This is a genomic window from Streptococcus mitis (genome assembly GCF_001579035.1).
In the GTDB taxonomy this organism is placed as follows: Bacteria; Bacillota; Bacilli; order Lactobacillales; family Streptococcaceae; genus Streptococcus; species Streptococcus mitis_J.
In genome coordinates this window covers 144,351-167,220 of the sequence record NZ_KQ970286.1, presented here as the reverse complement: position 1 = coordinate 167,220, position 22,870 = coordinate 144,351, and the positions used below count along the sequence as shown (strand labels likewise).

The 22,870-nt window shown below is 39.9% G+C and carries 22 protein-coding genes and 2 pseudogenes; 8 read left to right on the top strand and 16 right to left on the bottom strand.

Features of this window, described 5'->3' with window-relative positions; genetic code table 11:
* The coding region (locus SMIDD26_RS12615) for a YSIRK-type signal peptide-containing protein (protein ID WP_246746872.1) at positions 1 to 1,321 on the bottom strand (1,321 nt) is incomplete at its 3' end.
* A 549-nt stretch (positions 1,322 to 1,870) separates the two neighbouring features.
* Here SMIDD26_RS12615 and SMIDD26_RS03105 point away from each other — a divergent pair.
* The gene (locus tag SMIDD26_RS03105; RefSeq protein ID WP_000981526.1) at positions 1,871 to 2,170 is read left to right on the top strand and encodes a YbaB/EbfC family nucleoid-associated protein; all 300 of its coding nucleotides are present in this window, start codon (positions 1,871 to 1,873) and stop codon (positions 2,168 to 2,170) included.
* A 71-nt stretch (positions 2,171 to 2,241) separates the two neighbouring features.
* On the opposite strand, the pseudogene SMIDD26_RS03100 reads toward SMIDD26_RS03105, so the two are convergent.
* The 7 genes and pseudogenes from SMIDD26_RS03100 to glmU form a co-directional block, all read right to left on the bottom strand.
* Positions 2,242 to 4,006 (bottom strand): annotated as a pseudogene (locus tag SMIDD26_RS03100) (glycerophosphoryl diester phosphodiesterase membrane domain-containing protein).
* Between the two features lie 8 nt (positions 4,007 to 4,014).
* A complete protein-coding gene (locus SMIDD26_RS03095; RefSeq protein WP_061438867.1) occupies positions 4,015 to 4,605 on the bottom strand; it encodes a 3'-5' exonuclease in 591 nt (196 codons plus the stop codon).
* A gap of 97 nt (positions 4,606 to 4,702) precedes the next feature.
* Complete coding sequence (rocS, locus tag SMIDD26_RS03090) at positions 4,703 to 5,194, bottom strand: chromosome segregation protein RocS (RefSeq protein ID WP_000021242.1); 492 nt, start codon at positions 5,192 to 5,194, stop codon at positions 4,703 to 4,705.
* A 76-nt stretch (positions 5,195 to 5,270) separates the two neighbouring features.
* The gene (locus SMIDD26_RS03085) at positions 5,271 to 5,963 is read right to left on the bottom strand and encodes a 5'-methylthioadenosine/adenosylhomocysteine nucleosidase (RefSeq protein WP_061438866.1); all 693 of its coding nucleotides are present in this window, start codon (positions 5,961 to 5,963) and stop codon (positions 5,271 to 5,273) included.
* Between the two features lie 16 nt (positions 5,964 to 5,979).
* A complete protein-coding gene (macP, locus tag SMIDD26_RS03080; RefSeq protein WP_000517867.1) occupies positions 5,980 to 6,294 on the bottom strand; it encodes a cell wall synthase accessory phosphoprotein MacP in 315 nt (104 codons plus the stop codon).
* An 11-nt stretch (positions 6,295 to 6,305) separates the two neighbouring features.
* Positions 6,306 to 6,851, bottom strand: coding sequence for an NUDIX hydrolase (locus SMIDD26_RS03075; protein WP_000393816.1), 546 nt, complete (start codon positions 6,849 to 6,851; stop codon positions 6,306 to 6,308).
* Between the two features lie 9 nt (positions 6,852 to 6,860).
* Positions 6,861 to 8,240: a bifunctional UDP-N-acetylglucosamine diphosphorylase/glucosamine-1-phosphate N-acetyltransferase GlmU gene (gene glmU, locus SMIDD26_RS03070; protein WP_061438865.1), complete on the bottom strand. Its 1,380-nt coding sequence runs from the start codon at positions 8,238 to 8,240 to the stop codon at positions 6,861 to 6,863.
* A gap of 143 nt (positions 8,241 to 8,383) precedes the next feature.
* Here glmU and SMIDD26_RS03065 point away from each other — a divergent pair, with 143 nt between their 5' ends.
* The 6 genes from SMIDD26_RS03065 to lysS all read left to right on the top strand — a co-directional run bounded on the left by SMIDD26_RS03065 (position 8,384) and on the right by lysS (position 13,044).
* Complete coding sequence (locus SMIDD26_RS03065; RefSeq protein ID WP_061438864.1) at positions 8,384 to 9,184, top strand: GH25 family lysozyme; 801 nt, start codon at positions 8,384 to 8,386, stop codon at positions 9,182 to 9,184.
* 94 nt (positions 9,185 to 9,278) lie between these two features.
* Positions 9,279 to 10,121 carry a DUF368 domain-containing protein gene (locus SMIDD26_RS03060; RefSeq protein WP_061438862.1) on the top strand — a complete coding sequence of 281 codons (843 nt, stop codon included), beginning with the start codon at positions 9,279 to 9,281 and terminating at the stop codon, positions 10,119 to 10,121.
* Positions 10,121 to 10,603: an aminoacyl-tRNA deacylase gene (locus SMIDD26_RS03055; RefSeq protein WP_061438860.1), complete on the top strand. Its 483-nt coding sequence runs from the start codon at positions 10,121 to 10,123 to the stop codon at positions 10,601 to 10,603. The genes SMIDD26_RS03060 and SMIDD26_RS03055 overlap by 1 nt, the downstream gene beginning before the upstream one ends.
* On the top strand, positions 10,603 to 11,220 hold the full coding sequence (locus tag SMIDD26_RS03050) for a histidine phosphatase family protein (protein ID WP_061438858.1): 618 nt from the start codon (positions 10,603 to 10,605) through the stop codon (positions 11,218 to 11,220). Before SMIDD26_RS03055 ends, SMIDD26_RS03050 begins: the two co-directional genes overlap by 1 nt.
* 21 nt (positions 11,221 to 11,241) lie before the next feature.
* Positions 11,242 to 11,400: a hypothetical protein gene (locus SMIDD26_RS12610; protein ID WP_246746871.1), complete on the top strand. Its 159-nt coding sequence runs from the start codon at positions 11,242 to 11,244 to the stop codon at positions 11,398 to 11,400.
* A gap of 153 nt (positions 11,401 to 11,553) precedes the next feature.
* Entirely contained in the window at positions 11,554 to 13,044 is a 1,491-nt protein-coding gene (gene lysS / locus SMIDD26_RS03045) for a lysine--tRNA ligase (protein ID WP_000102452.1), read from the top strand.
* Between the two features lie 197 nt (positions 13,045 to 13,241).
* Here the strand turns inward: lysS and SMIDD26_RS03040 are convergent, their stop codons facing one another.
* The 6 genes and pseudogenes from SMIDD26_RS03040 to SMIDD26_RS03015 all read right to left on the bottom strand — a co-directional run bounded on the left by SMIDD26_RS03040 (position 13,242) and on the right by SMIDD26_RS03015 (position 20,103).
* A complete protein-coding gene (locus tag SMIDD26_RS03040; protein ID WP_061438856.1) occupies positions 13,242 to 14,078 on the bottom strand; it encodes an amino acid ABC transporter substrate-binding protein in 837 nt (278 codons plus the stop codon).
* Positions 14,079 to 14,090: 12 nt separating this feature from the next.
* A pseudogene (locus SMIDD26_RS03035) lies at positions 14,091 to 14,721 on the bottom strand (amino acid ABC transporter ATP-binding protein).
* A gap of 9 nt (positions 14,722 to 14,730) precedes the next feature.
* Positions 14,731 to 15,372 carry an amino acid ABC transporter permease gene (locus SMIDD26_RS03030; RefSeq protein ID WP_000120831.1) on the bottom strand — a complete coding sequence of 214 codons (642 nt, stop codon included), beginning with the start codon at positions 15,370 to 15,372 and terminating at the stop codon, positions 14,731 to 14,733.
* Positions 15,373 to 15,516: 144 nt separating this feature from the next.
* Positions 15,517 to 16,746 carry a tetratricopeptide repeat protein gene (locus SMIDD26_RS03025; RefSeq protein ID WP_061438855.1) on the bottom strand — a complete coding sequence of 410 codons (1,230 nt, stop codon included), beginning with the start codon at positions 16,744 to 16,746 and terminating at the stop codon, positions 15,517 to 15,519.
* Positions 16,736 to 17,902 (bottom strand): AI-2E family transporter, encoded by a 1,167-nt coding sequence (locus tag SMIDD26_RS03020; RefSeq protein ID WP_050389839.1) that lies wholly within the window; start codon positions 17,900 to 17,902, stop codon positions 16,736 to 16,738. The genes SMIDD26_RS03025 and SMIDD26_RS03020 overlap by 11 nt, the downstream gene beginning before the upstream one ends.
* A 224-nt stretch (positions 17,903 to 18,126) precedes the next feature.
* On the bottom strand, positions 18,127 to 20,103 hold the full coding sequence (locus SMIDD26_RS03015; RefSeq protein WP_061438854.1) for a peptide ABC transporter substrate-binding protein: 1,977 nt from the start codon (positions 20,101 to 20,103) through the stop codon (positions 18,127 to 18,129).
* A gap of 196 nt (positions 20,104 to 20,299) precedes the next feature.
* On the opposite strand from SMIDD26_RS03015, the gene SMIDD26_RS03010 reads away from it, so the two are divergent.
* Complete coding sequence (locus SMIDD26_RS03010) at positions 20,300 to 21,313, top strand: lactonase family protein (protein ID WP_061438853.1); 1,014 nt, start codon at positions 20,300 to 20,302, stop codon at positions 21,311 to 21,313.
* Between the two features lie 151 nt (positions 21,314 to 21,464).
* On the opposite strand, the gene SMIDD26_RS03005 is transcribed toward SMIDD26_RS03010, so the two are convergent.
* A complete protein-coding gene (locus tag SMIDD26_RS03005; protein ID WP_000068041.1) occupies positions 21,465 to 21,884 on the bottom strand; it encodes a F0F1 ATP synthase subunit epsilon in 420 nt (139 codons plus the stop codon).
* A gap of 10 nt (positions 21,885 to 21,894) precedes the next feature.
* Positions 21,895 to 22,870: F0F1 ATP synthase subunit beta (atpD, locus tag SMIDD26_RS03000; RefSeq protein WP_246746870.1), on the bottom strand; the 976-nt coding region annotated here is incomplete at its 5' end.

The window sequence follows — 22,870 nt, the reverse complement described above, 5'->3', positions numbered from 1 at the left end:
CTTTCAACTCTGCATCACTCGGAATATTATTAGTTTCAACTGGATACGGTATTCTACCGCTAACTAATGGACGGTTATTGTCTTTTTCATTCGCTTTTCCTTCCAACTCTGTCGATGTAGTTGTAAAAGTAGCTTGAGGCAACGGTCTAGTAATTCCAACTGTAGTCGTTTCTACATGTCCTGACGAATCTTCAGCTTCGATAACGACATTATTTATCCCAAATCTGTTACCTGGTATATTCCCAGTTAAATCTACCCATTTTTTACTTCCACTTCCTTGTAAGTTTGAAGTTGTCAAACCTAACTTATTTTTAACAGCATCTACTGTGAATCCACCTCGTCCACTATTTGCTTGCGGATCATATGCTTTTACTGTAATTCTTCTTATTTCTTTAGCACTTGATGATTCCGCTAAAAAGCGAATATTATTTCCTACAGGCTGACCATCTGAAGGGATAATTTTGTCATTCGAAAGTTTAGGATCACTTTTTAACCCTTTTGCAACTCCTACTTTCAAACTAGAAGTTTCCCTAGAATGTCTTAGATTTCCATCTAAATTGGTCGCTTCTCCCTGCTGAAGTTGACTAGCCTTTCTATACTCTTCAAGTGCCGCATTAAAAATCTCCTGATCAACAAGTCCAGTTTCCGATGTTCCCAATGCTGCATTGAATTTTTCATATGCTTCATTGAGTTTTTGGACTTGTTCTTGATTTTCATCACTATTCTTGAGCCTTTGAAGAAGCTTGTGTATATCATCTGATAGAGAGTAACTTCCTTCACCATTTATATAACTTGTGCTACTTGCAACACTTTCCTCTTCCTGATTCTCTACACTTCTATCTTGAAATTGAGGTGATTTGCTTCGGCGACCTATGGATACTGTTTCCTCTTCCAACTCTGGTTGTACTTCTTTTTTATCTTTTTCTTCCTCAAACACGGGAGATGATTCACCAGACACAGGTTTAACTACACCATCAACTTTTTCGTCACCTGTATTCTCTACTGTTGACTTAGCTTTTCCTTCACTATCTTTAGATGGAGTTCCTGGCTCTTTTTTCTCTGTCTCTTGAGTGTTTGGTTTAGCTCCTTCTTGTTCTACGTTAAGATTTTGATTGCTTGTATCTGATGGCGGTAAGACAGATGGATTCCCAGTGTTGCCATTTCCATCCTGACTGACAACTTCTGTATTTGCTTCCACCGCCTGGACTTCTGTCGCTGGATTAGCCACAAAAAAGACAGACCCTAGCAAGACTGAGGCTGCTCCAATTGAAAACTTGCGTATAGAAAAGCGTTGGCGCTCATTCATTTTAAACTGTTTCATGGTTTTTTACCTTTCTTTCTACCCTGTCCATCTAGTCTCAAACCTCATCTAATGATTCCAGACTCGTTTTAAAAACAGGAAAACAGGACTTCATATCATCCTAAGCAGACAACAAAAATCCCAGCTTTTTTATTACAACTTCATTATATCAACTTAGTTCCCTTCCTTCAACCGCGCTTTGTTTTAGAAAATCAGTAATTATATATATATATATATATATATATGCATATCCTTATTTAATAGGGTTTATAGATGTTTTTTATAAAATTCAATATATTTTTGGTTGGTTTTCAGAATTTTTACTTTTTGATGACAATTAATCGATGTTCCATTTAAGCAATCTCACTTAAACCTATTCTCTATCTTTTCTTAGTGATAACTTTCATATATGAGATAAATGAAAGACTATATTGCAAAAAAATGGTACAATGTAGTATGTACTTGGAACTATTAAACTACACAGTAAAGTAGTTACAAGACACAATCTACTCACTATTTAAAAAATATAAGGGAATTAACCTTTGATATGAAAGGAATTTTAGAAATCTTATGATGAACATGCAAAACATGATGCGTCAAGCACAAAAACTTCAAAAACAAATGGAACAAAGCCAGGCCGAACTTGCTGCCATGCAATTTGTTGGTAAATCTGCTCAAGATCTTGTTCAAGCGACCTTGACTGGTGACAAAAAAGTTGTCAGCATTGATTTCAATCCAGCTGTCGTTGACCCAGAGGACCTTGAAACTCTTTCTGATATGACCGTTCAAGCCATCAACTCTGCTCTTGAACAAATCGATGAAACGACTAAGAAAAAATTAGGTGCTTTCGCTGGGAAATTACCATTCTAAACATTAAAAAACAAGCATTCAAGAGAATACTTGCCTATCGTGGGAGGAACAACTGTTCCTCTTTTTGATTACTAAAAATTAAAGAATTCCATGGCCTGTTTGAAAAGCAATTCAGTGTACTCTGGGTCTTCTTGGGCAATGGTTACCTGGTCTTGAATCATTTCCAAGTCATCTGTTATCATGCCATCTGCTCCTAGCTGAACAGATTTATCAAAGGACTCTGAACTATTGATGGTCCACACGTACAATTTCTGATCGGTATTCCAAAGCTTGTTGACAAAATTTTCATCTAAAGTTGAATACTCCATGGTGTAACCTGTAGCCTTGGTTCTTGGGAAAATACTATTATAAGGTAGGATGAAATAGACTGGAATTTGAGAATCGTAGGCTAGCACCTGATCAATCACATGGTAGTCTAAAGATTGCATTTGGTGACCATTCTGCTTAAGAACCGTTCCATATTTTTCCATAAATCGTTTCATCATATCTGGGCTATCTTTTCGACTGGTTTTAATCTCAATAAGAAGTTTCTGATGCAATTCATTGGCTTTATTAAGGTAGTCATCAAAACTAGATACCTTGGCATGATAGCCATTTTCAGAAATATCAAGTTTGGTTAATTCTTCCAAAGTTAGATCCTGAGGATTGGCATTAACTCCTGTCAAATTCTTGATATTGGCATCATGCATCATGACAAACTGGCCATCTTTTGTTTCCTGAACATCTGTCTCAACAAAGTCTGGCTCTAGCTGAGCTGTCCTTTCTAGTGATTGGACGGTATTTTGAACACCATTTTTATCTGAAACACCGCGATGAGAGATAATTAAAGGTTTATGTGAAACCGGAGCTTCTAAATAAACATAACCCTCAAGAGCGAAAAAGATACAAGCACAGCCCATCACTCCCCCTCTCATCCAGTGGTCTTTCTTTCTCCTTGGTGTGATTTCTAGTTCCTCCCCTGTACAAAAAGGAAACAAACTTAATGAGAAAGTAAGTCAAGGCTATATAGTGGAAATTCTTAATCAAGACAAAGTTGATAATTCCCAGCACAAGAGATTCCTTATGGGTCAGACCATCCATCAGTGCCTGACTAACTAAGATAGGAATGAGGAGAAGAATGAAAAATAGATAGGTTTTGACGATAATCCAAAGCAAGTTCCAAATATAAAACCAAGATTGCCTTTTCGTCTTCTCTAGACTGTATCTGACTGCTTCTTTAACTGTTTTCTTCTCAAAAAAAAGCTGAGGTAAGGCAAACATGAAACGTACTGAAATGTAATATAGCAGTAAAGCCAGAATAGTAACCACTATACCTACTAGCCAATACTTGTCTTCCACATAATCAACGATAAATTCCGGAATGACGATTTTATTGAGGTAATAAATCTTTAAAATCTTTCGAATCAATGGAAAGAGCATCATGACATAAAAGAAGATAAAGGCCATTTTGGAAATTGTCACTTGCTTCATAAACAAGAAACTTTGGAGAAAGACCTTGCGACTGTACTCCAGCAGAGTTCTCCTTTCATGATAGAGGAGATGACGAGCTCCGATAAAGAGAAGTCCTATCTGGTAATAGGCGACCAATAAATTAACAATCACCAGAATAAATAAAGCAAGACTAACAAAGGGAGAACCCTTTATAATAGCAAAAATATTGTTGTAGGAAAGAAAGAGATAGCCTGTCTGGCGGAGCAAAAGTCCAGCAATCCAAGAATTTGATGGTAACCAGACAAACTCAATCATCAGGAATATCAAGAAAAAGAGAAAGAGAATTTTATCTAGATTAAAGTAGATTTTCCTAAAACCTAGATTTTTAGGTTTTTCAGGTTTCATAGGCACTCCTAGTCAAATAATTGAGACAAGTCCAAGCCTCCAAAAGGATTGTTTGATAGGCTACTTTCTGTCCCTAATAATTCTCTAGCTTGATCCGACTCTAGGAAGGACTCGTAAACACGCGCTGTCATACGAGCATCCTCTAAGCTATTATGAGACTGACCTTGAAATCCGAGAAATGAGGCAACAGTTTGCAATTTGAGATTGGCAATACCGTGTAAATCCGAACTGCGACGTTCAAAAGCTTCATCATACAGATCCACCTTGTACTGCTGGCTATAGTCTAAACCATGCTCTGCTAGAATAGGCAAATCACTTTTAGCAGCATTGTAGCCAACCATCGGTAAAGAACCCACAAACTCTTGAAATTCTTTTATAACTTCCTCCACTGGAGGAGCATCTTTTAAGGTCTCGGCTGTAATCCCAGTCAAACCATTGATAAAACTCTTTAGAGGCACACTGGTATGAACATAGGAATCATAGGCATCGATTTCCCGACCATCTCTAAAACGCACTGCCGATACTTGAATCAAGTGTGTTTGTCCTTCGTGCTGATTAAATTCTAAGTCAAAAGCAATGTAATCTTCTAATCGTTCCATTTTCTACCTCTCCTATACTGTTATTTTACTTGAGCAACCATACTATTAGAAACAAAAGAAGCCATCAGGTTAGCATTTAACCTAAACAGCTCCTTGATTATCCTCCAAATAAACGAGCAAAAAAGCCTTTCTTAGTTGATTGGACTTCTTCTTTTGCTTGGTCCAGCTCTAGCTTAAGATTTTCTTGATCCTTCATGGCTTGAAGGGTCAATTGTTGCTGCTGATCGAGTTGTTTGTCTTTCTCAGCAATCTGACGGTCTTTGATACGCATCTGCTCGTCTTTTTCTGATAACTGACGATCCTTGGCTTTTAATTGTTCATAGAGACGAAGAATTTCTGCATTCTTCTCATCAACCAGAATCTCCATTAGTTCACGTTGCTTGACATCTTCACTGACAGGCTCATCTTCAAAAATCGTTTTTTTATAGATTTCTTCTAGCTTAATCAAGCCACTTCTGGTAACGACTGTTACCCCTTTGTCATTTTTATCTGTGTCTTCTTCTGGTAATTCTTTGACACGGTTATTGATTGCTTGGCGAGATAATCCTAAGACCTCTGCAATCTCACTGACGGTCATTTCAATACTCATAATATCCTCTGAAACGTTTTCTAGCTTTTCTTTACTTAAATCTTATCATAAGCTAGAAAAACTGTCAAATTTTCGCTTAATTTAAGGCCTTCAAAAAGGCTAATAAGACTTGGGCAGAGCGACGTCCAGCTTCGATAATAAACTCATCAAAAGAGATGTTTGCTTCATGGTTGGCATTGTCACTCATAGCGCGGATGACTAAGACTGGAAGATTAAGGGCATGCGCTGCCTGAGCAATAGCTGCCCCCTCCATCTCAACGGCTAAAACTTCTGGAAAATGGGACTTAATCGCTTCTATCTTGTCATTTCCTGCAACAAAACTATCTCCTGTAGCAATCAAACCAAGATGCCATTTTTGGTCCAATTGAGATAAACTCTCTTGGATTTTGGCGACAAAGGTTTTATCTGATTCAAAATACAGCGGTTGTTGCGCCATTTGTCCATAAGCATAGCCAAAAGCTGTAACATCCACATCATGATAGGCTAATTTGTCAGAAATCACGACATCCCCAACAGCAATACCTTCTGCGACGGCCCCAGCTGATCCCGTGTTAATCAAAGCATCCACTTGAAAATGATCAGCCAAAATCGCCACACTCATAGCAGACATGACCTTACCAATTCCACTTTCTACAAGAACGACTTCATGAGAGGCAATGGTGCCTGTATGATAGGTATTGCCTAAAACAACTTGCTCCTGGGCATTGTCTAAATGCTGGACCAGATACGCCAGTTCTTCTGGCATAGCCGCAATAATTCCTATTTTCATTTCAATTCCTTTTCTATTACAAAAGTTTCATTGCTAAGACAAGCAAAATCAAGAGAAAGATGACTGCAAATAAAATCTTATTCAACTTAGAATTGAAGACATTTCTCTTGGTATTTTCAATGCGACGGCTTTTATGAATAGATGGTTCAACCTGAATCTTCAAGGTTTCCTGACTAAAGCCATGTCCCTTAGGATTGGCATAACCAAAACGGGAAGAAGAGGTTGGTAAAATCTTAGTCTCCTCATTATCATCTAGCAAAGGAGGACCTGAAATTTTTTCGCCTCTATTAGCTCTTTCAATCATTTCATCCGTTAATAAAGGTTTACCCATACTGACCTCCTCTATTTTTTGTGCAATTCCCAATATTGAACAGCCATAATTGTCTTGGCATCACAGATATGACCTGATTGGATTAATTCCTTGGCTTCTTCTAAGCTCACTTCAAGGACTTCCAAGGTTTCATCCTCATCCTGCGGACGTGGATTTTCCACTTTTGTCAAATCGCTTGCTAGGTATAGTTTTAACTTTTCATTACAAAAGCCAATGGCTGAGTAAAAATCGTACAAGAGTTCTAACTTCCCTGTATAGGCTGTTTCTTCCTCTAATTCACGCAGGGCAGCAGCGACAGGGTCTGTATTTTCTCCTACTTCCAATTTTCCGGCTGGAATTTCGTAAGAGACTGCCTCAATGGCTTTACGGTACTGCTTGACCAAGATGAGTTTTTGCTCATCCGTTACAGCTAAAACACAGACAGCTCCATTGTGGAAAATCAAATCCCGTTGGGCAGTTCCCTTGCCTTCTGGTAATTCAACCTGATCTTGGACCAGTTTAAATATTGGTCCTTGATAGATTTCTTTTCGGCTAAGCGTTTTTTCTTCAAATTCCATGATAGGCTCCTACTGATTCTTAGGATGATGAGGAAGACGTGTTGCATATTCGTCTTTATTGACCTGACGACCGCGACCAATCGCAATCGCATCCGCTGGCACGTCTTTGGTAATAGTTGAACCAGCACCAACGAGTGAATTGTCACCTAACTCAACTGGGGCAATAATGGTTGAATTTGAACCAACAAAGACATTGTTACCGATGACTGTCTTGTATTTGTTTTTACCATCATAGTTGACTGTAATGGTTCCTGCACCGAAATTAACCTTGCTACCCACTTCACAGTTTCCGATATAAGTCAAATGACCAGCCTTGGTATTCTCACCGATTGAAGACCCTTTAACCTCAACAAAGTTTCCAATATGAACTTGGGCACCCAGACTTGAACCTGGACGAATGTGGGCATACGGACCGACTGTCACTCCATCAGCAACACTACTTTCTTCAATCATAGAGTTGGTAATAACAGCTCCTGCTCCGATAGTGCTGTCCACTACATAAGTACCATTTGTCAAAACAGTCTCAGCACCAATTTTCGTTTGCCCCTTCAAGGTAACATTGGCTTCGATTTGAACTTCAGAAGCAATCTCAACATCAATATCAATATAAGTTACTTCTGGATTGACAAAGCTAACCCCATTGACCATGTGTTGATGATTGATGCGACGACGCATAACTGACTCAGCTGTCGCAAGAGCCACACGGTCATTTACCCCAAGACTCTCATCAAAATCTTTCAAAGTATAAGCACCAACTTTTTCACCAGCTTCACGGAAAATACCGATGACGTCTGTAATATAATATTCACCTTGAGCGTTATTGGTATTGATATTTTTCAAAGCCTCAAACAAACGCTCGTTGTCAAAGACATATGTTCCAGTGTTGATTTCCTTGATTTGTTTTTCAAAATCTGTAGCATCCTTCTGCTCAACGATGCGAAGAACTTCAGCATTGTCATTACGAACAATTCGTCCATAGCCAAAAGGATTATCCGTTTCAGCAGTCAAGATAGTAGCCACATTTTTATGATTGATGTGGAAATCAATCAAGTTTTTCAAGCTTTCACCTGTGATTAAAGGAGTATCTCCTGCGATGACCAAGGTGTGACCGGACAAACCTTCTAAGATTGGCTCTGTCATCATAACTGCATGCCCAGTCCCTAACTGTTCAGATTGAGTCACAAATTCTGTCTGTCCAGCCAAGACCTGCTCAACCAATTCTGCCTTGTGTCCGACAACTGTTACTGTCTTTTCAGGTTGGATAGCTCCCACACTACGGAAAACATGTTCCAACATAGAAATACCCGCAACCTTGTGCAACACTTTTGGCAAATCAGATTTCATGCGAGTCCCTTTACCCGCTGCTAAAATAATGGCAAAATTTGACATAATCTTCTCTTTTCTGTAGAAATTCCCTTTTATTATACCATATTTCAAATCATTCCGCGCCCTTGAATGAAAAAATGCTCTAAAGTCCTTTCCTTAACCCATTTTTTTGATTTTTTTTGATTTTTAGGGTAGAATTATAAAATATGAGAAAGCAAATTCATCCACTTATTTTATTTAGTTTTTTTGGGATTATGATGTTCATTTTAATCATCAATCGCCCACTTAATGACAACCAATCCTTTAAAACAAAATCCAATATGGCACAGATTGAAGCACAAGCTCTAAAACATTTAGACAAACCGATTATTGACCTCTCTGGCTGGCAGCGTCCTGAGGAAATCAACTACGATGCCCTCTCACAAAATATTTCAGGCGCTATTGTTCGTGTTCACAGTGGTGCTCAAACGACAAAAGAAAATGATGCTTCCTTTATCAATGGAATAGACAAGGCCTATAAGAGTCATATCACTGAACTTCAAAAACGGAATGTCCCAGTTGGGGTCTACACTTATGTCGCTGGAAAAAGTGTCCAAGAAATGGAAAAGGCTGCCGAAGTTTTCTACAATGCTGCCTCTCCTTACAGCCCTAGTTACTATTGGCTAGACGTAGAAGACAAAACCATGTCCAATATGAACGAGGGTGTTGAAGCCTTTCGAGCAAAACTAGCATCACTAGGTGCTAAAAACATCGGCATCTACGTTGGTGTCTACTTCATGGAAGAACATAGTATTGATACAGGCAAGTTTACCTCTGTTTGGATTCCGTCCTACGGCTCAAACTCAGGATTTTTGGAGAGCAGTCCTAAAACTGATTTAGATTATGACATCCACCAATACACATCTAAAGGAAAAATTGCCGGCTTTGACCACGATTTGGATATCAACGTCATCTCTCCCTTAAAAAACAAAGAAGAAACCTTTAGAAAACTCTTTTTAAAACCTTAAAAGCATTTGTTTAGCATTTGCTTTTTCTTTTTGTGTTTGATTGTGATACAATATAGTAAGGATTTTTTGAAATAGAAATAGTTGGAGGAACTATATGCTCTCATGGTTAGCGCGCATTATTAAAGGGATTGTGATTGCTCTTGGATTTATCTTACCGGGAATTTCCGGAGGGGTTCTAGCAGCAATCTTAGGCATTTACGAACGGATGATTGGCTTTCTGGCCCATCCTTTTAAAGACTTTAAGGAAAATGTTTTGTACTTTATTCCAGTTGCGATTGGTATGCTTCTGGGAATCGGCTTATTTTCCTACCCGATTGAATACCTACTTGAAAATTATCAGGTCTTTGTCTTATGGAGCTTTGCGGGTGCCATCATTGGTACGGTTCCTAGCCTCCTCAAAGAATCAACTCGAGAATCTGACCGAGACAAGATTGATTTGGCTTGGTTCTGGACAACCTTTATCATTTCTGGACTAGGTCTCTATGCCTTAAATTTTGTTGTTGGAACCTTAAGTGCCAGCTTTCTTAATTTGGTCCTAGCAGGTGCACTGCTGGCTCTTGGCGTATTGGTTCCTGGTCTCAGTCCATCAAATCTACTTTTGATTTTGGGTCTCTATGCTCCCATGTTGACTGGTTTTAAAACCTTTGACCTCTTGGGAACCTTCTTCCCGATTGGAATCGGAGCAGGCGCAACTCTCATCGTTTTTTCAAAATTGATGGATTATGCCTTAAACAACTACCACTCACGCGTCTATCATTTCATCATCGGTATCGTCCTATCAAGTACCCTTTTGATCTTGATTCCAAATGCAGGAAACGCTGAAAGTATCCAATACACTGGCCTTTCTCTTGTTGGGTATGTCATCATCGCCTTCTTCTTTGCACTGGGAATCTGGCTTGGTATTTGGATGAGCCAATTGGAGGATAAGTATAAATAATGGCAAAAAAAGTTAAAATCAAAAAAACATTGGTGGAACAAATCCTGTCTAAAGCAGGTATCCCACATCAAGGGATTCGAATCAATGCCCTTGAAGGAGAACTTCCTCAAGGTTATGAACGAGATTGGATTTTTAAGACCTTGGCGCTCTTGGGAGATAAAACAGGACCAATTATTGGAATTGTCCCTATCACCCAACACTTGTCTGAAAAGAAACTAGCTAAAATTTCTGGCAATAAAAAAGTGAGCATGATTCCACAAAAGGACTTGGAAAAAACAACTGGTTACATTCATGGAGCCAATAATCCTGTCGGAATTCGTCAGAAACACAATTATCCCATTTTTATCGATAAGATCGCTCTAGACTTGGATCAAATGATTGTCTCTGCAGGAGAAGTCGGACACAGCATTATCATCGCGCCACAAGACTTAGCTAGCTTTGTAAAGGCAGACTTTGTAGATATTTTGGAGGACATCAAGTAATGAAACTCTACTTTGTCCGCCACGGTCGTACCCTCTGGAACCAAGAAGGTCGTTTTCAAGGTGCTAGTGGAGATTCTCCCCTTCTTCCTGAATCCATTGACACCCTAAAACGACTTGGCCAGTATCTCAAGGAAATTCCTTTTGATCAGATTTATTCAAGTGATTTACCTCGAGCGGTCAAATCTGCCGAGATTATCCAAAGTCAACTCAAGACGCCCTGTCCTTTAGAAAGTGTTCCTAATCTCCGTGAATGGCAGCTGGGGAAGTTGGAAGGTTTGAAAATTGCAACCTTGGAAGCTATTTACCCACAACAAATCAAAGCTTTCCGATCTAATCTTGCTCAATTTGACACTCAAATGTTTGGAGCTGAATCCCTCTATAGTACCACTCAACGGACCATCCAATTTATCAAATCACTCAAAGATAGTCCAGCTGAGCGTATTCTAATTGTCGGTCACGGTGCCAATCTTACTGCCAGTCTTCGTACTCTTCTAGGTTATAAAGAACCACTTCTTCGTAAAGATGGCGGTCTAGCAAATGCCAGCCTGACCATTCTAGAAACCCATGATTTTGAAACATTCACTCTCGATACTTGGAATGATACTTCCTATCAATAACAGAACTTGATTTTATACTCAATGAAAATCAAAGAGCAAACTAGGAAACTAGCCGCAGGCTGCTCAAAGCACAGCTTTGAGGTTGTAGATGAAACTGACGAAGTCAGCTCAAAACACTGTTTTGAGGTTGTGGATAAAACTGACGAAGTCAGGAACATGCATACGACAAGGCGACGTTGACGTGGTTTGAAAAGATTTTCGAAGAGTATTAGCGTCAAGTTCTTTTTAGTTTTGAAAGATTATCCGTGAATTTCTTGGTTATTTATGATAAAATGGGAGTATCGCAAAAAAAGACTCATCGTATTCAATTTTGAGTAAATCTAGGAGGATCCCATGTCAACAGAACATATGGAAGAACTAAATGACCAGCAGATCGTTCGCCGTGAAAAAATGGCTGCGCTCCGTGAACAAGGAATTGATCCTTTCGGAAAACGCTTTGAACGTACTGCAAATTCACAAGAATTAAAAGATAAATATGCCGACCTCGATAAAGAACAATTACATGATAAAAACGAAACAGCTACTATCGCAGGACGCTTGGTAACCAAACGTGGTAAAGGTAAAGTAGGTTTTGCCCACCTTCAAGACCGTGAAGGTCAAATCCAGATCTACGTTCGTAAGGATGCTGTCGGTGAAGAAAACTACGAAATCTTCAAAAAAGCAGACCTTGGTGACTTCCTTGGTGTCGAAGGTGAAGTGATGCGTACGGATATGGGAGAACTCTCTATCAAGGCTACTCACATCACACACTTGTCTAAGGCTCTTCGTCCTCTTCCTGAGAAATTCCATGGTTTGACAGACGTTGAGACAATTTACCGTAAACGTTACCTTGACTTGATTTCTAACCGTGAAAGCTTTGAGCGCTTTGTCACTCGTTCAAAAATCATCTCTGAAATCCGTCGTTACCTTGACCAAAAAGGTTTCCTTGAAGTGGAAACACCTGTTCTTCACAACGAAGCTGGTGGTGCTGCTGCCCGTCCATTTATCACTCACCACAATGCCCAAAACATTGACATGGTGCTTCGTATCGCGACTGAGCTTCACTTAAAACGCCTTATCGTAGGTGGTATGGAGCGTGTCTATGAAATTGGCCGTATCTTCCGTAATGAAGGAATGGATGCTACTCATAACCCTGAGTTTACTTCTATCGAAGTCTACCAAGCTTATGCTGACTTCCAAGACATCATGGACTTAACTGAAGGCATTATCCAACACGCTGCTAAATCAGTTAAAGGCGATGGTCCAGTTAACTATCAAGGTACTGAAATCAAAATCAACGAACCATTTAAGCGTGTTCACATGGTGGATGCTATCAAGGAAATTACTGGTGTCGATTTCTGGCAAGACATGACTTTGGAAGAAGCTAAAGCTATCGCTGCTGAGAAGAAAGTTCCTGTTGAGAAACACTACACTGAAGTTGGCCACATCATCAATGCCTTCTTTGAAGAGTTTGTTGAAGAAACTTTAATCCAACCAACCTTTGTCTATGGACATCCAGTAGCTGTATCTCCACTCGCTAAGAAAAATCCTGAAGACCAACGCTTTACTGACCGTTTCGAGCTCTTTATCATGACTAAGGAGTACGGTAATGCCTTTACTGAGCTCAACGACCCAATCGACCAACTTAGCCGTTTTGAAGCCCAAGCTAAAGCCAAAGAACTTGGTGATGATGAAGCAACAGGCATCGACTATGACTACATCGAGGCTCTTGAATACGGTATGCCACCAACAGGTGGTTTGGGAATCGGTATCGACCGTCTCTGCATGCTCCTCACTGATACAACTACTATCCGTGACGTATTGCTCTTCCCAACAATGAAATAATACTCTTAGAAAATCTCTTCAAACCACGTCAGCGTTGCCTTGCCGTACTCAAGTACAGCCTGCGGCTAGCTTCCTAGTTTGCTCTTTGATTTTCATTGAGTATAAGCTCTTATCCTCTGGTACTTACCAGAGGATTTTTTTGTATGAAAAAAACTACGTTTTGCTAATCAAAACGCAGTCTCAGCCACTATTTTATCTTACTGTCCTTCTTTTACTTCTTTGGTTGCTACATCTTCTCCAAACCATTTTTGGCTGATTTCTTGGAACTTTCCGTCCTTGTAAAGACTAGAAAAAGCTTCATTTATCTTCTTAACCAGAGTTGTATCTTCCTTACGGGCACCAACCGCAAAAGCTTCTGTTTCTAGTCCAACTGTAAAGACATTATAATCGTTTAAAACACCTTCTGCTTCTAAATAATAGTTTGCATAGACACGGTCAATCAATAGACCGTCAATTCGATCATTTTTCAAATCAATCAAGGCTTCATTAAAGGTTTGGTATTGATTCGCTTCCTTATTAGCGACAATATCCTTTAAAATCGCTGGGTTTGCTTCAAAGTCCGCATAACCAGATGAACCGGCTTGCGCTCCTAAAGTCTTTCCAGCCATATCCTTTGCAGTCGTGATACCAGATGATTTCTTGGTCACCAATACCTGCTCATTCTTCATATATGAGTTACTGAATGCTACCTTTTCACGGCGTTCATCTGTAGCGGAATAGCCATTCCAAATCAGATCAATCGTTCCTTTTGTCAATTCAGCTTCTTTCAAATCCCAATCAATCGGTTGCCAATTTACCGTAATTCCGTATTTTTCAAAAACAGCTGTAGCTAAATCAATATCAAATCCTGCATAGGAACCATCTTTCTGAGCAAATCCCATTGGAACAAAAGTGCTATCAAATCCAATAGTAATAGACTTGTTAGACTCGTACTTAGACCAATTATCTCCACTAGTTTCGCTAGCATTTTTCCCACAAGCTACTAAGAACAAAGCAGTCATCAGACTGACTAATACAAGCATCCATTTTTTCATCCATTTTTCCTCCTATTTAGGTTCTACTTTCAATAATACATCTGCGATATTTTCAGCAAACTGCAAATCATGGGTAACCACAATCTGGGTCATACCAAGTTCCCTATTTTGCAAGATTAGTTTTTCCACTTCCAAGCGCAATTCTGGATCCAGAGCAGAAGTTGGTTCATCGTAGCCAATGATTTCTGGGTCGATCATCATAGCACGCGCCAAAGCCACTCGCTGCTTTTGCCCACCAGATAATGAAAATGGATAGGCATCTGCATGCCCTGCTAGTCCTAATTGTTCCAAGAGACCACGCGCCTTCTTATCAGCCTCCTCCTGCTTCACTCCCCATGGTCTTCACAGGCGATAAAGTCAAATTGGCCAGAACTGATAAATGAGGGAACAGTTGAAAATCTTGGAAGACAAATCCCAGTAGGTTTCGCTTCTGCAATTCATCCAACTCTAAGGAATCTCCATTATAAAAGATTTGCCCTGAATCAATGGTTTCAAGACCTGCAAGCATACGTAAGAGGGTCGTCTTACCTCCACCAGAAGGCCCAACGATAGCTAGAATTTGCTTTTCAGGAATACTTAGACTGAAATCAGACAGAATTTGTTTGTCTCCAAATTTCTTATTGATATTTCGTAATTCTAACATGGCAGCCTCCTATCTATAATAACTGTACTTCTTCTCAACTTTTTTGGAAATAATTGTCACAATCCCAATCAAAATCAAGTAAATGGCTCCTGCCAAGAACATAGGAACCAGACTAGCGTCACGGTTGGCAGCTGTTCGACTAGCCAAGATAAGATCAGAAATTCCTAGAGCATATACCAGAGAAGTATCCTTGACCAAACTCATAACTTCGTTAAAGACACTAGGAAGAACGATTTTGGTCACTTGGGGCAAGATAATATAGCGCACTGTGTCAAAAGGGCTAAACTTCAAGACCTTGGCTGCCTCATACTGTCCTCTTGGAATAGTGTCAATTCCTCCACGGAAAATTTCTGCAAAGTAAGCTGCATAGTTGAGAACAAAGGCAATAATAGCTGCAGGAAGGCGATCTAAACGAATCCCAATACTTGGGAGCACATAATAGATAAAAATCAGTTGCAAGAGTAAGGGGGTTCCTCGCATAACCCAGATGTAAATGTTAATCAGATAATGGAGGGGCTTCCAATGGACTTGCAAGGCAAAGGCAATCAAAACGCCCAAAGGAATCGAAAATAGCAAGACCAGTGCAAAGACCTGTACAGTCGTGCTCGCACCATTCAGTAAACTCGGTAATATCTCAAATAAATAAGACATACTGCACCTCCTAAAAGTAATTGTTCCTATTATAGCATGAATAAACTAAATAACCAACCATTTTTGTAAAAAATTCTATCATATACAAATAAAAACCGTAGCTATCAAAAGAGATAAACTACAGTTCTATATGTTTAAACATTCTTACAATCTCTCAAACAGTTCTTGCATTTGCACATCATCTGGAACTAGTTTTAAGTAAGCTTGCGCATTGACTTTTGCTTCTTCAAAGTAGCCCAATTCACGCAAGAGATAGATATAGTGTTCCAAAAATTCGGGATTATCCTTCAAATCTCCTGCTAACTCTTGGTAAAGCTCATAGGCAGTATCCAAATCATCCATTTCTTGATAGGAACGAGCAATCATCCATTTGGTCAAGAGATTTTCTGGCTCGTCGCTCTGCAAGTCTATAATATCCTCATAACGCTCCTGCTCCAGATAAATAGTTGCTAGACGGAGTAAGATTTCTTCTGTATCCTCAGCATCTTCTTTAGCAGTAAGGAGGTAATTTTCTGCACCACTAGCATCATGCAATTCATAAGAAAATTGCGAAGCAGCCAGTAAGAGGCGAGTTTCAAAGGGATTTTTCTCTAAGCCTTGCTTAGCGATACGCAGAGCTTCTTGAACTTGATGTTCCTTATGTAAGGCCTGGCTATACCCATACTCATAACCTTCAAAGTCAGGAGAAATGGTATCAAGCTGCTTAAAGTAGAGGACGGCCTTTTGGTATTCTTCTTGATCAAAGTAAAGACTGGCCAACTCAAAAGCTGTTAGGTCATCGTATTCTAACTCCAAGGCTTTTTCTAAAAACTCTGTGGCCGTTTCAAATTTCCCTAACTGGGCATAGGCAAAGCCAATTCGTTGATAGGTGGAAATCCCTGTTTGCTCATAAATCGAGCGATTATCTAACTGGGCATAGCCTTGAATAGCCTCTTGGTAATTTTCCAACTCACTATCCAATTCTGCCAATCCTAATATCAAGAGAGGATCCTCTGAATAACTCAAGGCCTCCAGCAATTTCTCACGCGCCACATCTGTCAAACCTTCCATCTGGTAAAGATCTGCCTTAAGAAGCAAAGACGAGACATACCAGTCACTGTCAGCTTGGATTTCTTCAAGATAGGCAAAGGCTTCCTCGATTTGACCATCTTCGCTAGCGATTGCTGCTAGATTAAGATGAAGCTCTGGGAAATCCTCTACGATTTTCAGGTAAATTTCCTTGGCCTGAGGATAGAAACCAATCCCTTCAAGATAAGTTGCTAGCTCATACAGAAGGTCACTTGGATCATTTTCTAAAGCTTCGGCGAAATAGTGCTCTGCCTTGGTTAAATCTTGCTCCTCCAAAGCCTGTAACATCTGTTGACTATTGTTCACTCTTGACTTCCTCGCCCTCTACTTCATATAGGCCACTGACTACCTTATACCATTCAAAAATGGCTGAAATGACAACCTTAGCAGAGGCATAAACCGGAATACCGAGCAAGACTCCCCAGATGCCAAACATGGAACCTGAAGTTAACAAGACAAAGAGAACATTAATGGGATGGATGTTTAATTGACTTCCCAAAATCAATGGAGAGACAAAACGACCTTCAATAGTTTGTTCTACGATAAAGACAATCACTACTTTCAAAAGCATGACTGGCCCAGCAATCAAGCCCAGAACTAAGGCAGGAAGCATGGCTAGAAAGCTACCAAGATAAGGAACCAGATTTAAAATACCAGCAGTAACACCCAACGTAACTGCATAGCGTAGACCAATAATCTTGAAAAAGATCATAAACATTACCGCTACAATAATAGCCACTGTCACTTGCCCTCGAACATAGTTGGACAACTGTTGATTCACATCTGACAAAACTTGTCCAACAGGTTCTTTCAATTTTGTCGGCATGAATTGGGTCAAATAGTTACGCAAGCCTTTCCCATCACGCAAGAGATAAAAGAGCATGAAAGGAACGATAATCAAGGCAACAATCACTTGAGAAGCCCCGCTAATAAAGGCACTCACCCAGTTGACTGCCTGAGATGAAACCTTACTTGCCCAAACTGTAGCCTGGCTAGAGAAGTTTGTCAAAACTTGCTCTAACTGAGGTCTGAAATCATCTGGCAGATGCTGGGCTACCAATCCATTAACAATCCTATCTATATCTTCTAAGTAAACAGGAACGTTTCTTGCAAAGGTCAAAACCTGACGTTGCAGATTTGGAATGGCAACTGCCAAGCCCCAAATGATAAAGAGAGCGATGATGACAAAGACAATAGTGATAGCTATAACACGATTAACCTTATGCTTCTCCATCCAATCAACAATAGGATTCAGTAAATAGTATAGTAAACCAGACAGAATGACTGGCAACATCACAACTGCTAAAAAGTCTAAAACAGGTGAAAATAGAAAACTAATCTTACTTAAAATAAAAAGATTCAGTCCCAATAATAAGGTTACTAAAAATACCGTAATTGCCTTGTTATCTAAAAACCACTTAAAAAACCAAGATAGGCTAAAATGTTTCTCTTTTTGCTCCATAAATACTTCCTTTCTATCGTTCTCTCATTATACCATTTTTAAAGTAAAATAACTCTTTTTTTAAGTGCTTATACTCTTCGAAAATCAAATTCAAACCACGTCAGCTTCGCCTTGCCGTACTCAAGTACAGCCTGCGGCTAGCTTCCTAGTTTGCTCTTTGATTTTCATTGAGTATTACATGGAGACAGCGACATAAAAAAATCCCCTCAAAAGAGGAGATTCGATTAGTCTTGAATATGACGATCTAAGTTCTTCTGATAATCAGCATTTGATTTGGCTTTTTCATCAGCAAATTTCTTGCGGAAGTCATCCATTTCTTTAGACGTTACAATCTTGTCTTGTAATTTTTGGTACTTGTAGCTGTTTTCACTTGTCTTATCACCTACCCAACCACCTGCACCGCTACCTGGAACTTTCTTCGTTATTAGCATTTGGGCACCATCTGAGTGTACAGGAATAACCAAGGCACTATCTGTTAACCAAGCTTGAGCTTTAGCATATTTAGAATAACGTTTTTGAAGATCTATTTTCTCACCACTAGCATCCGTAATTAACTCTTTAAACTTATCTAAACCAACAGCTTTGATTGCCGGATTATCTGTACCTGGTGCTACACCAAGTGCTCCTAGAAGAGTTGGACCAGATGTTGGATCAAATACATCTAAATAGGTTGATGGATCTGCATAATCAGGACTCCAACCACTATTTACATTGATATCCCAATCAGTATTGTTAGTCGATGTTGCAAATACTGTCATATTTCCCAATTCATCATCAGAAACTTGTTGAATGTCAATCACTATATTTTCAGAGCCTAAGGCTTCCTCAATGGATTGTTTATAAGATTGGGCTTGACGAATAAAATCTGTCTGAGTAGAGGAAACTGGAAGGTCTAAATGAACGGGGAACTGTACTCCATCGGCTTGAAGTGTTTTCTTAGCAACTTCAAATTTAGCTTTAGCCTTGGCTACATTATGGAGTGAATCCTGGGCATCATCAAGACTGACATCTTTCCATACATCATCTAACTTATCCAGTTCTGCCTTAGCTACTTGCCCAAATGACTGCTCTCCAACTTGGACAAATGTTGGAGGGGTAAAACTTGTACGTAATTTACGAGGTGCCACTTCGTCCCCAAATACTTGAGATACTGCAGCGGTACGATCTGCAGCGAAAGCCAAGGATTGACGGAAATCTTTATTCAACAAAGCCTTTTTAGTGGATGATTTTTCCGCATCACTTGTTTTAGCAGTATGGTTATAAGCTACACGATCGATATTAGTTGAGATATAGAAAGTTCCGCCCCTTTGTGGTCCATACACAATATTATCCTTGTATTTTTCTTTTAGACGTTCATAATTGGCAGAATTTTTAAAGAGAGGTGCCGCTGGATAATGTCCTTCATCAAAGCCACGTCCAAGAGAATCGGCATCCTGACCATCAAAGAAAGACAATTTAATATCATCAATAAAGACATTTTGCTTGTCCCAATAGTTTTGATTTTTGGTCATCTCAATAGAAGATTTAGATGTCAAGCCCTTGAGGAGATAGGCACCATTATAAAGAATGCTTGTTACATCAGTCGCCTTCCCAAAGTCATCTCCTTTAGAAGCCAAAAAGTCCTCGCTAATTGGGGCAAGAACGCCCATTGTTGTCTTGGAATTCCAGAAAGATTCTGGATGGTTCAAAGTGTAAACAACCGTATAATCATCTGTCGCTTTTACACCAACAGTAGAGAAATCTGTTGTTTTCCCATTGACATAATCGTCCAAACCTTGAACTGAGTCTTGAACCAGATAAAGAGCCTGTGATTTCTTATCAGCTGCGTGCTTCAGACCAGTTACAAAGTCCTGAGCTTTGACTTCACCATATTCTTCGCCTTCATTAGTATACCATTTGACACCCTGACGGATTTTATAGGTATAGGTCAAACCATCTTTTGAAACAGTCCAATCTTCTGCAACTGATGGAATCAGATTCCCATATTGGTCATTTTCAAGTAGACCATCAATAACATTACCTGTAATTTGTTTAGTGCTAGCAGTTCCAGAAACTGTATAATCCAGAGTCGTAGGATCTGTAGAGAAGACATAGGTATAGGTAACAGGTTTAGTAGCATCTTTACCACCTGTTGAACACGCTGCTAGCATAGCCGCCGAGAGTATAGCTACACCAGTTGCTAGAAAAACTCGTTTTTTCATAGTAAGGACTCCTTTAAACATTTTATGAATTCATTATAGCACTTTTAAGAAGAAAAGTAAGGAAAACAATCTCAATATTATTATATTTTTCAAAAAACCAATCAATTATTTTTTAAAGTGCTTACATCTAATTGGATGTCTTTAATTGGCTTGTTTTTGTGATATAATAGTCTTATCTTTATATAGAGGTAACGTTATGAAAGAAACTGTTTATTTTGGAACTTATACACGTCGTACTTCCCAAGGGATTTACAAGGCAGACTTTGATACAGAAACTGGTCAGCTTTCAAATCTAGAACTTTTTGCATCTGAACCAAGCCCAACCTACCTTGCCTTTGACCAGCACCAACACCTATACACTGTTGGTAGTCAAGATGATAAGGGAGGAATTGCAGCCTATCAAACTGACGGGACTTTATTAAATCATGTCGTTGAAGAAGGAGCTCCCCACTGTTATGTTGCCGTTGATGAAAAGCGTGATTTGGTCTATGCAGCCAACTACCATAAAGGACAGGTACTTGTTTATAAACGTCAGAAAGACGGTAGTCTTCTACTTAGTGATGTAGATCAACATAGTGGCCAAGGTCCACATGAGAATCAAGCATCTCCTCATGTTCACTTTACAGATTTAACACCTGACCACTATCTAGTGACCTGTGACTTGGGAACTGACCAAGTCATCACTTATGACCTTGATCAAGAAGGGAAATTATCTAAGCTCTACACCTATCACAGCCAGCCAGGAGCAGGCTCACGCCATATCGTTTTCCATAACCACTATAAAATTGCTTATCTGATTTGTGAACTCAATAGTACTATCGAGGTTCTAATCTACGATGGCGTTGGCGAATTTGAACGTATGCAGATCATTTCAACTCTACCAGAAGCTTACGAAGGCTTTAATGGAACCGCTGCTATTCGTCTCTCTAAAGACGGTAAATACCTCTACGCTTCTAACCGTGGCCATGATTCTATCGCAGTATATACTATCCTTGCGGATGGTAGCTTAGAGTTATTAGAAATCGTTCCAACACACGGTCAGACTCCACGTGATTTTGATTTGACACCCGACCAAAAATTTCTCATTGCTGTCCACCAAGACTCTGACAATGCCACTGTCTTTAAACGTAATTGTGACAATGGTCGTCTAGCAGAACTCTCCAACGACTTCCGTGTTCCCGAAGCGGTCTGCATCCGTTTTGCTCCTTAATAAAACATATAAAAAATGAACTTGGAATTTTCAAGTTCATTTTTTCTTATAGTCAATGAAAATCAAAGAGCAAACTAGGAAACTAGCCGCAGGCTGTACTTGAATACGGCAAGGCGACGTTGACGTGGTTTGAATTTGATTTCGAAGAGTATTATAGTCTATTTCCGACATTAATACGGTTAATGGCACGTTGCAGTGCAATCTTCGCACGACGTTCTTGGTCAATCAAGTGTTTGTCTTGTGCTTCTTCAATTGCACGTTCTGCACGAAGTTTGGCACGTTCTGCACGACTGATATCGATATCACGAGCACGTTCTGCAGAGTCAGCGACGATTGTGATCATATCATTGGCAATTTCAATAACACCGCCGTTTACTGCAATCCAGTTCACGTGATCTTCGTCATCAATACGTTTTACCTTTACTTCATCAACTGCTAAAACCGCAATCATATTTTCATGTCGTGGCAAGATCCCCATCTCACCATCCAGAGTTCGAACCGATACATAGCTGGCATGGTGATCATAGACGAGACCATCTGGTGTCACGATCTGGACAGTTAACTGAGCCATAGATCACCTCTTAAAATCCCATTTTTTCAGCTTTTGCAATCACATCTTCGATAGAACCTACACCACGGAAGGCATCTTCTGGCAAGTGGTCGTATTTACCATCAAGGATTTCCTTAAAGCCACGTACAGTTTCAGCAACTGGAACATAAGAACCTGGTTGACCAGTAAATTGTTCCGCAACGTTGAAGTTTTGTGACAAGAAGAACTGGATACGACGGGCACGTGCAACCAAGGTCTTTTCTTCATCAGAAAGCTCATCCATACCGAGGATAGCAATGATATCTTGCAATTCATGGTAACGTTGAAGGACACGTTTTACTTCTGCAGCAACTGCATAGTGCTCTTCTCCAACGATTTCAGGTGCCAAGGCACGTGAGCTTGAAGCAAGTGGGTCAACGGCTGGGTAAATACCCAATTGTACCAACTTACGTTCCAAGTTAGTTGTTGAGTCTAAGTGAGCGAAGGCTGTTGCTGGCGCAGGGTCAGTATAGTCATCCGCTGGCACATAGATAGCCTGGATAGAGGTTACAGAACCCTTCTTGGTTGATGTAATACGTTCTTGCAATTGACCCATTTCCGTAGCAAGGGTTGGTTGGTAACCAACGGCTGATGGCATACGACCCAAAAGGGCAGATACTTCTGAACCAGCCTGAGTGAAACGGAAGATATTATCGATAAAGAGAAGTACATCTTGGCCTTCTACATCACGGAAGTATTCAGCGATTGTCAAACCAGTAAGGGCAACACGCATACGTGCTCCTGGTGGCTCATTCATCTGACCAAATACCATGGCTGTTTTCTCGATAACACCTGATTCTTTCATTTCCCAGTAAAGGTCGTTCCCCTCACGAGTACGTTCCCCAACACCAGTAAATACTGAAATACCACCGTGTTCTTGGGCAATGTTGTGAATCAATTCTTGGATTAAGACGGTTTTACCAACTCCGGCACCACCGAAAAGTCCAACTTTACCACCTTTAAGGTAA